The 14,456-nt window shown below is 68.5% G+C and carries 14 protein-coding genes and 1 pseudogene; 3 read left to right on the top strand and 12 right to left on the bottom strand.

Going from position 1 to position 14,456, the window contains the following annotated elements; genetic code table 11:
• Positions 1 to 152 precede the first annotated feature (152 nt).
• Positions 153 to 1,652 (bottom strand): MFS transporter, encoded by a 1,500-nt coding sequence (locus AB0Q90_RS01145; RefSeq protein ID WP_363162939.1) that lies wholly within the window; start codon positions 1,650 to 1,652, stop codon positions 153 to 155.
• Positions 1,653 to 2,608: 956 nt separating this feature from the next.
• Here AB0Q90_RS01145 and AB0Q90_RS01140 point away from each other — a divergent pair.
• A complete protein-coding gene (locus AB0Q90_RS01140) occupies positions 2,609 to 3,487 on the top strand; it encodes an alpha/beta hydrolase (RefSeq protein WP_363162938.1) in 879 nt (292 codons plus the stop codon).
• A 103-nt stretch (positions 3,488 to 3,590) separates the two neighbouring features.
• Here AB0Q90_RS01140 and AB0Q90_RS01135 read toward each other — a convergent pair whose 3' ends face one another.
• The 6 genes from AB0Q90_RS01135 to AB0Q90_RS01110 all read right to left on the bottom strand — a co-directional run bounded on the left by AB0Q90_RS01135 (position 3,591) and on the right by AB0Q90_RS01110 (position 7,232).
• Positions 3,591 to 3,767 (bottom strand): hypothetical protein, encoded by a 177-nt coding sequence (locus AB0Q90_RS01135; protein ID WP_363162937.1) that lies wholly within the window; start codon positions 3,765 to 3,767, stop codon positions 3,591 to 3,593.
• Positions 3,764 to 4,156: a hypothetical protein gene (locus AB0Q90_RS01130; protein ID WP_363162936.1), complete on the bottom strand. Its 393-nt coding sequence runs from the start codon at positions 4,154 to 4,156 to the stop codon at positions 3,764 to 3,766. Before AB0Q90_RS01130 ends, AB0Q90_RS01135 begins: the two co-directional genes overlap by 4 nt.
• A 105-nt stretch (positions 4,157 to 4,261) precedes the next feature.
• The gene (locus tag AB0Q90_RS01125; protein WP_363163041.1) at positions 4,262 to 4,588 is read right to left on the bottom strand and encodes a GYD domain-containing protein; all 327 of its coding nucleotides are present in this window, start codon (positions 4,586 to 4,588) and stop codon (positions 4,262 to 4,264) included.
• A gap of 392 nt (positions 4,589 to 4,980) precedes the next feature.
• The gene (locus AB0Q90_RS01120) at positions 4,981 to 6,219 is read right to left on the bottom strand and encodes an IS110 family transposase (RefSeq protein ID WP_363162935.1); all 1,239 of its coding nucleotides are present in this window, start codon (positions 6,217 to 6,219) and stop codon (positions 4,981 to 4,983) included.
• 282 nt (positions 6,220 to 6,501) lie between these two features.
• Positions 6,502 to 6,786, bottom strand: coding sequence for a hypothetical protein (locus AB0Q90_RS01115; RefSeq protein WP_363162934.1), 285 nt, complete (start codon positions 6,784 to 6,786; stop codon positions 6,502 to 6,504).
• A 173-nt stretch (positions 6,787 to 6,959) separates the two neighbouring features.
• Entirely contained in the window at positions 6,960 to 7,232 is a 273-nt protein-coding gene (locus AB0Q90_RS01110; protein ID WP_363162933.1) for a cold shock domain-containing protein, read from the bottom strand.
• 192 nt (positions 7,233 to 7,424) lie between these two features.
• Here AB0Q90_RS01110 and AB0Q90_RS01105 point away from each other — a divergent pair.
• Together AB0Q90_RS01105 and AB0Q90_RS01100 are read left to right on the top strand one after the other, a co-directional pair.
• Positions 7,425 to 7,806: pseudogene (locus AB0Q90_RS01105) on the top strand (sugar nucleotide-binding protein); the annotation flags it as partial.
• Positions 7,807 to 8,467: 661 nt separating this feature from the next.
• Positions 8,468 to 9,181, top strand: a complete 714-nt coding sequence (locus AB0Q90_RS01100) for a hypothetical protein (RefSeq protein ID WP_363162932.1) — start codon at positions 8,468 to 8,470, stop codon at positions 9,179 to 9,181.
• Between the two features lie 11 nt (positions 9,182 to 9,192).
• Here the strand turns inward: AB0Q90_RS01100 and AB0Q90_RS01095 are convergent.
• The 5 genes from AB0Q90_RS01095 to AB0Q90_RS01075 form a co-directional block, all read right to left on the bottom strand.
• Positions 9,193 to 9,992, bottom strand: a protein-coding gene (locus AB0Q90_RS01095) for an IS5 family transposase (RefSeq protein ID WP_363163040.1) whose coding sequence is annotated in 2 segments (ribosomal slippage) — positions 9,193 to 9,647 and positions 9,647 to 9,992 — 801 coding nt in all. Because the reading frame shifts where the segments join, the coding sequence is not laid out codon by codon here.
• A 65-nt stretch (positions 9,993 to 10,057) separates the two neighbouring features.
• The gene (locus AB0Q90_RS01090) at positions 10,058 to 10,963 is read right to left on the bottom strand and encodes an alpha/beta fold hydrolase (protein WP_363162931.1); all 906 of its coding nucleotides are present in this window, start codon (positions 10,961 to 10,963) and stop codon (positions 10,058 to 10,060) included.
• A 183-nt stretch (positions 10,964 to 11,146) separates the two neighbouring features.
• Positions 11,147 to 12,034 carry an AraC family transcriptional regulator gene (locus tag AB0Q90_RS01085; protein WP_363162930.1) on the bottom strand — a complete coding sequence of 296 codons (888 nt, stop codon included), beginning with the start codon at positions 12,032 to 12,034 and terminating at the stop codon, positions 11,147 to 11,149.
• Positions 12,035 to 12,271: 237 nt separating this feature from the next.
• Positions 12,272 to 13,000 (bottom strand): maleylpyruvate isomerase family mycothiol-dependent enzyme, encoded by a 729-nt coding sequence (locus AB0Q90_RS01080; RefSeq protein ID WP_363162929.1) that lies wholly within the window; start codon positions 12,998 to 13,000, stop codon positions 12,272 to 12,274.
• A 39-nt stretch (positions 13,001 to 13,039) separates the two neighbouring features.
• A complete protein-coding gene (locus AB0Q90_RS01075) occupies positions 13,040 to 14,446 on the bottom strand; it encodes a PLP-dependent aminotransferase family protein (RefSeq protein WP_363162928.1) in 1,407 nt (468 codons plus the stop codon).
• Positions 14,447 to 14,456: the final 10 nt, after the last annotated feature.

Below are 14,456 nucleotides of genomic sequence, written 5' to 3'. Positions count from 1 at the left end.
GAAGCCTGGCGGCGCCTTGCTGGGGGTGGCGCCTGGAAGTACCTCCGAGGCCGGCGTGTCCACCGGCCTCGGAGATTTAGCCCGCATCGTGCGTGCCCTCTACCGGCGATGATCGGAGCGCAGGGCCATTTCTCGCCGCGGTGGATTCAGGCTCAGTGGGCGATCACAGGTTCGCCCTCTGACGGCGCCAGAGCTGAATTCGGCATCAGGAACGCCGTGAGCGCCGCGCCGACCACGAAGATTCCGGCGCCCCACGCCAGGGTGGCCGTGTAGCCCTCGACCCCGGCCTGGGCCATCGTCAAAGCGCTGGGCTTGTGCGAGGACAGGTAGTCGGTCGCGGCAGATGAGGCGACGGTGGTCAGCAGTGCCGTGCTGATCGAGCCGCCCACCTGCTGGCTGGTGTTGATCAGCGCCGAGGCGACGCCCGCGTCCTCGTGGTGCAAGCCTGCGGTCGCACCCTGGAACGCGGTGGTCATCACGCCACCGATACCGAGACCCAACAGGATCATGCCCGGCATGATGTCGGCGACGTAGGCGCTGTTCAGCGTGAGCTGTGTCAGCAGGGCCATACCGGATGCGGAGACCAGGAAGCTGACGCTGACCACGACCTTCGGGCCGACCTTGGGCAGCAGTAGTGAGGGCACCGTGGTCGACGAGGCGACGATGCCCGCGACCATCGGCAGGAAGGACAGACCGGCCTCGATCGGCGAGTAGCCGATGCTGGCCTCCAGGTAGTAGGTCAGGAACAGGAAGATCGAGAACATCCCCATGCCGAGGACGAACACGGCCAGGAACGAACCACCTCGGGTCCGGTCCAGCACGACTCGCAGTGGCAGCAGCGGATGCGCGACCCTGAGCTCCAGCCAGACGAACACCGCGAGCAGCACCACACCGCTGATCATGGAGCCGAGGGCGACCGGGTCGGTCCAGCTGGTGGATTCCACGTGGGCGAAGCCGTAGACGATGCCGAACAACGCGGCGCTCACCACAACGGTGCCAGGAATGTCGATCTTGGGTCGCTCGGTGACCGCCGGCTTGGCCAGCAACAGCAGCGCACCGGCCAACGCGACGCCCGCGAAAACGACGTTCACGTACATCACCCAGCGCCACGACGCCCATTCGGTGAGCATGCCGCCGAGCAGGAGTCCGACCGCGGCGCCCGCACCGGACAACGCACTGAAGATGCCGAACGCCTTCGGCCTCTCGGCCGGGTCGGTGAAGGTGACGCTGAGCAGTGAGAGCGCCGCAGGCGCGAGCAGCGCGGCGAAGAGGCCCTGGGCCACGCGTGCCGCGACTAGTATTTCGAAGCTGGTGGCCGCGCCACCGACGACGGATGCGGCCGCGAAACCGATCAGGCCGGCCACGAAGGTCGTACGTCGGCCGAACAGGTCACCGAGGCGGCCCCCGAGCAGCAGCAGGCTGCCGAACGCCAGGGCGTACCCAGTGATGACCCACTGTCGGCTGCCGTCACTGAAACCGAGGTCATGTTGCGCCTCGGGCAGAGCGATGTTCACGACGGTCGCGTCGAGCGTGACCATGAGCTGTGCCACGCCCAGCACGACGAGCACCCACCAGCGCACGGCATGTGAGCCACGGCGGCCCGAGTCTGTTTTCCCGGAGGCGGGCGCTCCGCGGTCGAAGGTGGTACTCACTTTTCCCCTTAGTTGCTGGTCATGGGCCGACCACCGGTCGGAAACCGATCTGTTTCCACTTAGGTAAACAGATCGGTTTCCTAGGTGCAAGTGAACGGGTCGCTTCTGGCCCGGGACTGCCCCGACCGGGTCGAAGTCCGCGCAGGTCGACGGCTCCGCCTTTGCGGGCGACTTGTCGCTCGGCGTCGCGGCGCGGCTGTCCGCTCGGCGGAGCGTCCCTGTCGGCGCCGACGGCTTGTGCCGTACTGCCAACACCGCAGGGGGCCCGGGCGTGCTTGGCCAGTAGGTCGGCGATCTATGGCGACGCCCTGAACGCGCTCGGTTCGGTGCTGCTGTGCGTGCCACTGGCTGTGGTCGGGATGGTCGATGTGCTGACCATGAGGGTCTTCGGTGTCGGCGCGGCGTTCGCGGTCCTGGTGGACGTGCTGTTGGTGCGCATCCTGCCGGGAGCGGCCATCATGAGATTGCCGGGAGAGGCGGGCTCCGGGCCCGCACGTCCGCTGCTACGGCTGGCTCGGCATCAAGGAATCCGACGTGCCGGCCGACGGCCCCGCCGGCAAGCCGGTTCCCGTCGCCGCGGGCTGAGCCCTGCGAGCGGGGTGCCGAGCCTGACGGGCACCCTCTCCGACGTCGAAGGCGTCCCCTGTCTCCAGTCCTCCGCCTCCACCTCGCGCCTGACACCGTCCCGGGGTGGCTCTACGACACGGTCGGGAAACTCGACTTCGAGCTCCAGCTGGGCTTGGGCGGCGCCGACACCGACCAGGCCGGGGCAGGTGGGTGGGGAGCTCGTCGCCCCAGGTGTCCACGGGTGCGGAACGCCCCGGTGAAGCCCGGGGCCTGCCGGGCTTGCGCCTTGAAACCGATCGGTTTACCTTGATGGAAACCGATCGGTTTCACATTCTCCGGAGAGAGTCATGACCGTTTTGGTAACCCCTCACACACAAGGAGTCGGCGAGATGCCCAGCCAAGAGTCACGTCCCACGATTCACATTCCGGGGACCACCAGCCATACCCTCGCCCCGCGCGCGGGATCTGACGGCCGCGAGGGAACGCTGCGCTACCTCAAGGCGGGGACCGGTGCCCCCCTGGTTCTGCTGCACACCGTGCGCACCCAGGCCGAGCACTTCCGCCACCTCATCCCGCTGGTCGCGGACCGGTACACCGTGTACGCCCTCGACCTGCCGGGGATGGGCTACTCCGAGATCGTTCCCGGGGCGTCGTACGACGAGCCCGCGATGCGTGCGGGCGTCGAGCGGCTGCTGACCGAACTCGACCTGAATGACGTGACGTTGGTCGGGGAGTCCATGGGTGCGGTGCTCGCCCTGACCGCCGCGGCCGATCTCCCGGAGCGGGTACGACGCGTCGTCGCGGTCAACACCTACGACTTCCGCGGCGGCATCGCCCGGTCCAGCCTCCTCGCCCGTGTGGTGGTCAGCGGTGTGCTCGCCCCGGTGGTGGGCCCGGTGATCGCCGGGGTGGAGCCCAAGCCCGCTCTCAGCAAGATCCTGCAGGGCGGCCTCGGCGACAAGAGTGCGCTGCGGGAGGACTACGTGGACGAGCTCCTCCAGGTGGGCGGGCGCCCCGGCTACCCGACCGTCGCGCGAGGCGTGTACCAGGCCCTGCCCAGCCTCATCGCGGCCCGCTCGCGCTACCCCGAGATCAAGGCGCCCATCCACCTCGTCTACGGGGAAAAGGACTGGTCCCGCCCCTCGGACCGGGAAGCCAACAAGCAACTGCTTCCGACCGCCGACTTCACACAGGTCCCCAAGGCGGGCCACTTCATCGCCCTTGAGCGCCCCGACGTGCTGGCCGACCTGCTGAACGCGGTGGCCTGACGCCTGCGACCACTGACCTGAGGAGCAGTGCATGGCAGAGATCCAGATCGAGGTCGAGCGTTCCCGCACGGATGCGTGAGCGCACGGTGCCGCGCGCGGATGTCTACCGCCCCGGCGGCGCGGGGCCGTGGCCGAGGGTGCGGAGGTGGGCGAAGGCCAGGAATCCGATGTCCGCGCGTGCTCGTACGAGATCCCACTCGTCGCCGACTCGCAGCAGGCGCAGTCCGGGGATGTCGCCGATCACGGGGGCGCGGCGCAGCGCCTCTTGTAGGGACATCATGTGCCTCCCTGTTGCTGGAGGCGGAAGGAGGGCTCGGCTCCTGTAGCCGGCCTTGTGGAACGGACTGCGATCAGGCGGGTGCCCATTGCCCTTATCCGACGCTTGCGCTCGGCGGCGACGGGCCTGGGGCCGAGGTGACCGAGTGCCGGGATAACGGCGCCGTAGGTGTCGGGGAGGCCGACGAAGGCGGGAGAGTGGAGCGCGATGGCCGGTTCGGGGTCGGTGCAGACGCCGCACAGGGTCAGTTCGTGGCGGCGGCAGTACTCGGTGAGGCAGTCGGTGAGCGCCGTGTGCTGGGCCGTGCCGCCGGTAGCCGAAAACGTGTGGGCCCGCGACCGAGCGGGGTTGGGTGATGGGTTCGTCTTCCGTACGTGACGGAGGGAGGTCATCTGCGGTCAGCGTGCAGCACGGGAAAGGCCGGGAGGCAAGCGCACTGCGTGCCGCGCTGCGCATGAGCACCCGCTGACCCCGGTTGCTGCACGCGTTCTGGACGGCTACGCGCCAGGAGCCCGGTACTGGACTCGTTCGGCTTGACGTAGGGCAGCGATCGTTTCATCGACGGTCAGGAGAACAGTCGTCTCAAAGGAGCTGAGTGCGCCGCCTCCACTGATTGCCAGGGCGACTGAAGCCATGGACACGTTGTCCGGGGCTTCCCACAGGTTGTAGCCGTCGTGCGTGCCGAAGGCATACCAGAAGCCATGGAGCTTCCCGCCGACGGACTCGATGTACGACTGAGCGGCCTTTGCACGGTCTTCGGGGTGGCCGATCAGCCTCGCCCAGGTCTCTGGCGTGTAGCTGAACCTCGATAGATAGAGCGGCATCATGTCTCCCTTCCAATGCGTCAAGGGATGCCCCAGTGGGGGCGGGCACGTGCCCGAGAGGGCCCGCATATCCCTCGAACAGCCGAGGACGATGACCAGCACGGCCAAGAGAGAGCACCACGAAGGGCCCCGACAGGGGAATTGGATCAACCGTGCGGCCGCTCTGGTAGGCGGCGGCTGCGGCGATACGAGGCTCGTTGGGATTGCCCCGACACGCTCGCCAACTGTGGTGGTGCCGCGCGGGGGTGCGTACAGGGCCGTTCACCTGCGTTCATGCTCGGCCGGTCGCGGGAGCGGCCAACGCCTCGGTCTCGTCTGAACGACCGTGAACGGAGCCCAATGAGACGGAAACTGATTCGAAAATCCACCGTCCGGGCGTCCGTGGCCGCTGGTCAGATGACTCCTTCTGCCTGAAGGGTCACGTGGTATCCGAGTTGGTTGAGCTGGCTGACCAGGCGTCGTGTCTGCCGGGCCCGGCCGGTGCGTTCGATGAAGTAGCGGCCGCCGAGGTCGGCGTAGTCCGCGTCGCGGGTGAACATGTGCCAGACGGAGATGAGGATCGAGTGCTGGAGGGCGACCAGTGCTCTCTTCTTGCCGCGGCGGGAGGCGATGCGACGGTAGCGGGCGGCGAGGTAGGTGTCCCTGGTGCGTGAGGCGGATACGGCGGCCTGGCCGAGGGCTGCCTTGAGCCACGGGTCACCGTGACGGGTTGGGCCGGGGCCCTTTCTGCCCCCGGACTCGTTGTTGCCGGGGCAGACGCCGGCCCACGAGGCCAGGTCGGCGGGCGTCGGGAAGCGGGCGATGTCGTCTCCGATCTCCGCGAGGATCACCTCGGTGACGCGGGTGCTGACGCCGGGAATCGTCACGAGCAGGTCGATGCGGCGGCGAAAGGGCGCGATCTGTGCGGCGACCCGCTTGTCGAGCCGCTTCTCCATGGCGGTGCAGGCGTCGATGCGGTCCAGCATCGCGCGCGTCAGGAACGCGTGGTGGTCGGTGAAGTGGCCGGTCAGGGCCTCGATGAGGGTGTCGGTCTTGCGTCGCATGGAGCCCTTGGCCAGGTCGGCCAGCACGTGCGGGTCGCGGGTGCCGACGATGAGGGCGCTCAGCATGGCCCGGCCGGAGACGCCGAGGAGGTCGGAGACCACCGCGGACAGTTTGATCCCGGCGTCCTCCAGCAGCTTCTCCAGGCGCTGTGCCTCGCGGGTGCGTTCGCGGATGACCTCGGTGCGGTAGCGGGTCAGGTCCCGCAGCTGCCGGATCGGCTGAGGGGGCACGAACGAGGGTCGCACCAGGCCGTGTTCGACCAGCCGGGCGATCCACTCGGAGTCCTTCACATCGGTCTTGGGGCCGGGCACCGCCTTCATGTGCCGGGCGTTGAGCAGCCAGCACTCCATGTCGTGTTCGAGCAGGTAGAACACGGGTTTCCAGTAGGCGCCGGTGGCCTCCATGCCGACTACGGTGACGCCTTCGGCGAGCAGCCAGTCCCGCATCGCCAGCAGCCCGGGCGTCATGGACGAGAAGGTCCGGGTCTCCTTGCGGCGCCGCTTGCCCGCACCGGGCACGCGGATCGTCACCTTCACGTCCACCTTGCTGATGTCGATCCCCGCACAGCGTTTGTGGATCACATCCATCCCCGGCACCCCCCTTTGCATTCACGGCTGCGGGCGCGTGACCGGCCGGCGGGGGTCCGGCAGGCTGAAGAAGCTGATTCACGTGCTCGGGGCAACACATCCGGGTGCCTGGCGGTGGACCCCCAGCGTCCTACTGAGACACGGGCTCCGGATCGCACCAAGTTTCCTCGACGTCCGCCGGACGGCCACCCACCGATTTTCACGCCCACCGGGTGGAGCCGTCAGGCCCCCGGAATACTGAGACGGGCCTCGCTGTGTTGACCTGGAGCGAGGCCAACGGGGCTACAGACCACGCAGCGCCTCGTACAGGTCGCCGTAAGCGCTCCAGCAGTCGACGCTGCCATCGTCGTTCAGACTGCCCATGTACCAGTCATCATCGCTGACGGGCTTCACCAGGCACAGCCCATGGAATCCCAAGATGATTTCCGGGTGGAGGCGTTCGTCTTCCCCCGGCCGGCCCACCCACGTCACGACGCGATCGGTGTCGAGAGCCACAGACTCCTGATCGCCGGAGACCTCGCGGATCTCCTCCAGAGTCCACCCCGCCGGTAGCTGCCCGTCTGCCATCCCATGATGATGACAGCCACCGCAGCAGCCGAGTCGAGGCCCGAATGCCTTTTCAGAGCACTGCTTTAGGAGTTCGATCACCGCGTCATGTGGGGTGCTGAAAGGGCGTGGCACGGCTTGTCGTTGGTCCGGCTGTGGTCGCTTCGGTGTGGCAGCATTCGCGGCCGTTGATGTCAGGTGTGGATGTCGGATGGGCGGGGAACGATGCGAACCGCCCGGTAGTCGTACCCGTCCTGCTTGAAGCCGGGTGCTTCCCAGGTGAGATCGACCTGTTGCCCTGCTGACAGCGTTCGAAAGCCGGGCGCCTGAATGTCGGCGTAGTGGCCGAAGCACCCTCCGGGAGTCTCGGGCGAGTCGAGCACACCCCAACCCTCCTCGTCGCTCCACTCACGCACAGTCGCAGTCACGACTGCGGCGACCTTACGGGTCCCTCTGCGGCGACTCATCTGCCTCTCCCATCGATCCCACAAGATCATAAAAGATCTGACCGTTCAGGCCAGCACGGTCCTTCATGGGAAGCGCTGTGACGCTGGCAGTCAGGCCGCCCGAAGATGTACCCACCGTGGTACAGACTTCCGCGTCGAGCACGAGCAGGCTCGTGCTCAGGTCGTCGGCGCCGCAAGATCCAGCGATTTACCCTCCTGCGCACCTCGCTGATCCTCGGCCATGGCCAGTCCGGGCACGAGCGCACGGTGCATGCCCTGGTGGCCGGCACCCGCGACGGGGTTCTGTTCACCGACGACATCCGTTGCCCGGTCCATGCCGAAGACCTGGCCGCCGCCTTTGTGGGAGCTCGCGTTGTCGGAGGCGGCCGGGGTGTTCCACCTCGCTGGGCCGGATGCCCTGAGCCGTTATGACCTCGGTGTGCTCATCGCCCGGCATCAAGGGCTTGACGGTGCGTAAGTGCCAGCCGGGCGACGAGCCGATACCAACCTGCCCGGGGCCCTCGACGTACGCCTCGACAGCCGCGCCACGCAGGAGCGGTTGCGGACCAGGCTCCGCGGCGCCCACGAGTTCCTCCGCGAGGACGGCCGCATCATTCAGGAGCGGCTCCAGCTGCCCCTGCAGCAGCAGTCACCCACGGACCTCATCGTCCCGAAGCAACGACACTCACGGCTGCTGTGCAGCTCGTTTCGCTGCCGCGTTCTGGGCATGAGCTTCGCGCCGTAGTCGGCGTTCGTAGTCAGCGACTTGACGGGCTACGGGAAGGCAGGTGGCAGTTCGGATCAACCGCTCGTTCTCGCGATCCACCAGGAAAGGGCCGTTGCCTCCCAGTCGAGGACGCCGGCCGCTCTGGTCATCGCAGACTGCTCCCCAGTAGAGGATCCACCCAAATGACAAGGCTTCTACGTGCAAGATCTGGAGGTCGTACCCGACGTTGCCTCGTAAGTCGTTGATCGCGGCTAGCACCAGTCGGCGCGCTTCCTCCTCAGTCAGCATCGCCCGATGATGACACGGCGTCTCCACACGCCCGGGACGCCTTGCACGCTCGCGTACGCCCTCTTTAGACGCTGTTTCTGTTGGTGGCCGGGCCTTCAGCCGTTAGCCAATTGAGCCGAACAGGGGTGGTCCAAGCTGAGCGGCGAAACAGATCGCAATTTTCCCTCGCCCACCCTCCACTTGGGGCAATGGTGGGCGCGGATGCCTTCGTATGCGGACCCGCCTCCAGCAGCATGAACAGGTGAAGCAGACGGATGGCGGGTACGAACCCGCTCAAAAGCTCGACGAGATCCAGGCCAGCGTCGGGAAGCGCCTGGACGACGTAGCCAAAATCCTCGCCGGTGCCCTGGTCACGGTGGCCGGAATCATGACCGCGCTCGGGCTGACGAGCGATCTCGTCTTCGTGGCACTCAACAACGAGTCCTGGCCCATCTACGTGGCCTCACTCTGCGCCATCCTGGCGATCGTCTGCAGCATCGTGGCACTGCTCATCCACCCGACCAAGAGGGGCAACCTGTGGGAGACCGTCGTGCTGGTGGTCGGAGTGGTTCTCTACATGGTCGCCCTGAGCGTGGCGGTCGTCGGCGCGGCCAAGGCGGCCGGCGGGAACGGCCGACCGACGATTAGCAACGTCGAACTCGACGGACCGAGGTCGAGCCTCAGGCTTAAATTCGACGTACGGGCAGACGGCGTTGATGCGTGGGCGAGTATCGGCGTCTATGTCGTCGCCGTGGACGCTGACGGGGAATCCCTCAATGCCGAAGACCAAGAGCCCTACTCCAGCAGCCTGAGGCCCGACGACAAGGGCAGGATCGAACAGCACGTAAGCATCCCGATCTCCGCAGAACGAGACGCCTGGGGCCTCGAAATCAACGCGATCAACGCCAGCGGTGCCGACGAATGTGAGGCCCGGGCGGTGCATGGATCCGCGTGTACGACAATCCAGCTTCCTTGATCACGTTCTTCTTAGACGTCGGCCAGTCGGCGGTATCCGATGAGGGCCGCAGCTATGGCGACGAAGGCGAGGAAGTGTTCGGCCTTGCGTTCGTAGCAGCGGTGCAGGCGTCGGCATCCGGCTAGCCGGGAGACTGTCCGTTCGACGACCCAGCGGTGTCGGCCCAGACGCTGCGAAGAATCGATGCCCCTGCGGGCGATGCGGTGCCGGATCCCTCGTTTGCGGAGCCATCGCCGCAGGTGGTCGTAGTCGTAGCCTTTGTCCGCGTGGAGCTTGGCCGGGCGTCGGCGTCGCGGCCCGCAGCGGGAGCGAACGGGCGGGATACCACGCACGAGCGGCTGCAGGCCGAGGCTGTCGTGCATGTTGGCACCGGAGATGCCCAGTGACAGCGGCAGTCCGTTCCGGTCCGTGATCAGGTGAATCTTTGATCCACTCTTGCCGCGGTCGGTCGGGTTCGGTCCGGTCAGCGGCCCCCTTTTGCCGCCCGGACACTGGCCGAATCGATCGCGCATCGCGACCAATCCAGCTCACCACGAGCGCCGAGTTCGTCGAGGATGACGCGGTGAAGACGGGCCCAGACCCGCTGCCGGCTCCACTGGGCGAACCGCCGGTAGACCGTCTGCCAGCAAGGCCCGAAGACCGGGGGAAGCTGCCGCCAGGTGCAGCCCGACGTGGCCACAAAGATGATCGCCGCCAGCACCTCGCGATCGCCCGCCCGCCGACGACCCCCGCCCTGCGGGCGTATGACCTCGACCGGAGGCACCACCCGCCGGAACAGTCCCCACAAGTTCGTCCGGCACCAGCCGCTCAACCAGATCCGCCATGAACCGTTCAACGACCGCAAACACCAAAAGAGACGATGTCTTAGGAGTTCGATCAGGGGCCAGTAAGCGCCCAGCGAGGCTCGCTATCAGGCTCCTGCTCGCCGACCACGGCAGGGCAGGGGTCAGCGCTGGTCGAGGTCTCCGGGGTTGGGGGAGAGGGCCCAGTCGAGGGCGAGGTCGGCGACGGCTTCCCAGCCGGGCTCGCCGCAGGTGTAGTGGCTGCGGCCGTCGAAGAGCTTGTAGGCGGTGATCGCCTTCGAGCGCTTGGCGTTCTTCTCGTAGTTCTCGCGCTGCACGGAGGGCGGCAGGATGTTGTCGTTGCCGCCGGAGATGAACAGCAGCGGGGCGCGGTCGTCGTTGGCGAAGTCGTAGGTCGTCGTCGCGCTCGGGTGAAGTTCGCGAAGCCGCCCTGGAAGAGGATGCGGCCCGAGACGGGGACGGAATAGCGGTTGTAGACGGCCTTCGATTCTTCGTCGGTGAGGTTGTTGGTGAAGGCGTAGTGGAATTCCTTCTCGGTGATCGGCACCGCGCGGCTCTTGTTGGCCGGGTTCTTCAGGACGGGGAAGGTCGCCTTGATCTCGCTGAACGGGAGGGACTTGATTCCCTTCACGGCCGCGCCGTCGATGGACACGCCGGCCGAGCCGTACCCGGCGTCGAGGAGGAGCTGGACGAAGGCACCGCCGAACGAGTGCCCCATGATGATCGGCTTCGTGTCGAGCCCGGCGATGACGTGCTTCAGGTGGTCGAAGACCTCGGTCACGCCCAGGCCGGCCAGCGGAGAGGGGTCGTCGCGCAGGGCCTGGACTCCGGCGGTGCCGGGCTGGATGCCGGGGTAGCCGGGGGTGATCACCTTGAGCCCGCGCTGTTCGTAGCGGGTGACCCAGTGCTCCCACGACAGGGGGGTCATCCAGAGGCCGTGGATGAGGACGACGGTGTCCGTGGCCGCTTCTCGTTCCATGAGTCTCACCCTGATCTCTCCGGCCGAGGGGCTGGACCCGCTGCCTGCCGGCTCGTCTTCCCGCCGCGCGATCCGGCGTCGCGGCTCGCCGGCCTTTCGCCGACACGGAAAACCGTATTTTGGCGGTCAGCGGAGCGGAATGATCGTCTCGCTTCCTTTCTTTGCCCAAACGCCAGGCCGGACCTATTCCGGCGCTCTTCGGGTGGCGCGCCAGTCGCGGGGGGCGGTGCCGTACTCGCGGGTGAAGGCCCGGGAGAACGCCGCCTCGGACTCGTATCCCAGGGCCTTGCCGATCGCTCCCACGGGCTCCGTGGTGGTGGCGATCCGGTCGGCCGCACGTGCCAGGCGCAGCCGGGCCAGGTAGCGGGCGGGCGGATCTCCGGCCAGCCGGGTGAAGCGCGCCGCGAACGCGGCCCGGGACAGCGAGGCGAGGCCGGCCAGCTCCTCCACCGTCCAGGGCTGCTCGGGATGGCGGTGGATGGCCCAAAGGGCGGGCCCGAGGGACCGGTCGAGCGCCGCGGTCAGCCAACCCGGGCTGCCGCCGGCCCCGTCGGCGTCGGACCAGGCCCGCAGTGCCTTGATGAACAGCAGGTCAAGGAGCCTGGACGCCATGGCCCGCGACTCGGCGCTCGGGTCGGCGATCTCGGCCGCCAGCAGCCCGGCGCTGAGCGGCAGCCGCTCCAGACCGGGTTCGGAGCCGCGCAGCACGATGACCTCGGGCAGCGACGCGAGGAGCGGGGAGGCCGCGCTCTCCTCGACGAGGAAGCGGCCGCTCATCCAGGAGGCGTCCCCCTCCACCGCCCTCAGCCAGTGCGGGGCGCCGGTCGCCAGCAACGCCATGTCCCCCCGCCCGAGCCGCAGTTGCGTCCCCTCGTCGACGACGAGCTCGACCGGCCCCTCCTCGACGAGGTGCAGCGCCCGCTCTCCCGGCGCGTGCCGGACCTCGGTCCCGCCGCCCGCCCGGACCGAGGTCAGTGCCTCGCCGCGCAGGTGGATCATGTCGAGTACGTCGGACAGCGCGTCGACGGACGCGTCGAGCGGGGCGGCCTGCGGCCCGACCGGATCACTCATGCTCTCGTGGCCTCACCTGTCGTGTTGTGCTCCGGTCCCCTCTATCAGCGACTCCTGCGCCACGGGCTGAACGAAAGCAGAGCGGCGCCACCCGAAAGGAGGGCACGCTAGCCCCTGAGAAGTCTGGAGAACAGCAAAGCCCCGGGTATCTGACCTGCGCGAACGTCGGGAGCGGGCCCCGTTCCGGCTGCTCCGTCCGCCCCTTGTCGAGCGCTGTTCGCCGCCTCTGCCGGCACGTTATGGCACGGCCGGCCAGGTGCCTGGGGCAGGTGGCAGAGGCCAGTTGGGCGGGACCGGCAGGGGGCGGTCGGACGTGAGCGGGGAGGCGGGCGCGCGGCCGCTGAGCCAGCCGAGGAGGGCGTGGCCGGAGCCGGCGATGTCGGGGCCGCTCGGGGACAGGGTCCAGGACCGGCCGAGGTCCAGGGCGTCGACCCGGGCGACCGGGAAGCCGCGTGCGGCGAGCGCCGTGAGGGTGTCGTCGAGGGCCCAGGTCACGTACGTGCCGGGCCAGTCGGCCGTGCGGTAGCCGACGTTCAGGTCGACGTGGTGCGTTTCGAGCTCGCGCCAGCAGCGGTGGAGGGTGTACCAGGCCGGGTGCTGCCAGCCCGCGAGTGCCGTGACCAGGGAGCCCCAGCGTTCCACGGGCATCGATGTGGCGTCTTCGGTCAGGCGGGCAAGGCGGCTGCGCAGGTCCGTGGCGAGCTCGGCCGCGGGACGGTCGGCGCCTTCCTGGACGGCCCGGGCGAACGTCTTGGCATCCGTCCTCGGGGTGGGTTCGATGCCGGTGCGGGCCGTGGCGAGCAGCCGCCGGTAGGCGCCGACGCCGTGAGCGACGTGGCTGATGACGTGGCCGCGGCTCCAGCCTGCCAAGGCCGAGGGCGCACGCGTCCCCTCGTCGGTCAGTGTGTCGAGGGCTGCGGTGAACCGGGCAGCGGAGCGGGTGACTTCCTTGAGTACGTCGAGCATCCACGTACCGTAAGGCGGGGAACCGACACGTGACGCGGGCTATCGGCCCCTGAGCAGGCCGCCGACCGCCGTGATGCCTGCCGTGACGGCACGTTCGCCGACGTTGCCGAACCCGAGGATCAGCTGCACCGGTTCCGTTGCACGAGAGGAGCGGCAGGTGCTCATTCCGTAGAGGCCGACGGAGCGGGCGCGGGCGGCGGAGACGAGTTCCGTCTCGCCTGCCGGTCCGTCGAGGTGTGCAACCGCGTGGAACCCTGCCGCAAGACCGGTCACCGCGACGGCAGGGGCGTGTTCGGCGAGCGCTGCCATAAGGGCGGTACGACGTGCCGCGTAGGTCGTCCGCATCCGGCGCAGGTGCCGGTCGAAGCGTCCTGACTCGATCAGTCGCGCGAGGGCGAGCTGATCGAGCGTGGGGGACCCGCGGTCGTTCAACTGCTTGTGCTCGACGATCAGTTCGGTGAGCGCGGGCGGGCAGAGCATCCACCCGATGCGCAGCGCGGGCGCGAGGGACTTGCTGACGGTGCCGATGGAGATCACGCGGTCCGCGGCCAGTCCCTGCAGCGCGCCCACCGGCTCCCGGTCGTACCGGAACTCGGCGTCGTAGTCGTCCTCGATGACGACGGCGTCCCGCCTCCTGGCCCACTCGATCAGTGCGAGCCGCCTCTCGGGCGCCAGGGCGACGCCGGTGGGCCACTGGTGTGCGGGGGTCAGGACGACGGCGCGGGCGTCGGTCCTGGCGAGTGCCCGTACGTCGATCCCGCGCTCGTCGACCGGTACGGGGGTGGCCGACATGCCCGCCGAGGCCGCGGCGGAGGAGATCGTGGCCGGTGAGCCGGGGTCCTCGTACGCCACCGTACGGATGCCCGTCCTGGCCAGGGCGGACAGGGCGAGAGCGAGGCCCTGCGCGTAGCCGGAGCAGATCACGATCCGTTCCGGATCTGCCGCGGCGGCGCGCACCCGCCGCAGATATCCGGCCATGACCTCGCGCAGTGCCGCACTTCCGCGCGGGGCGCCGTAGTCGAGCGCCGCCGTCGGCATGGTGCGTGCCGCTTCGCGCGTGGCCCACAGCCAGTCGGCGAGCGGGAAGCTGCTCAGGTCGGGGACGCCGTATCTGAAGTCGGCGACCAGGGGTGACGGCGGCGGGAGCGGTGACGTGGGCGCCGACGGTACGCCCGCTCCGGCGGCGACCCGCGTGGCCGAGCCGACGCGTGTCACGAGGTACCCCTCGGCCTGGAGCTGGGCGTAGCACTCCTGCACGAGGCCGCGCGAAACCCCGAGCATCCGGGCGAGTTCACGGGAGGACGGCAGCCGCTCGCCGATCTGCAGCCGCCCGGTCCGGATCGCGTCCCGCAGCCGCAGTTCCAGCTGGGATCGCAGCGGCTCGCCGCTGTCCCGGTCGATGACCAGCAACAGTTCGGGTGACAGACCGGACCACTCCAGAGGCATGGAATTGGAT

It is taken from the genome of Streptomyces sp. NPDC079141 (genome assembly GCF_040686775.1).
In the GTDB taxonomy this organism is placed as follows: domain Bacteria; phylum Actinomycetota; class Actinomycetes; order Streptomycetales; family Streptomycetaceae; genus Streptomyces.
This window is presented reverse-complemented; position numbering and strand designations above follow the sequence as displayed.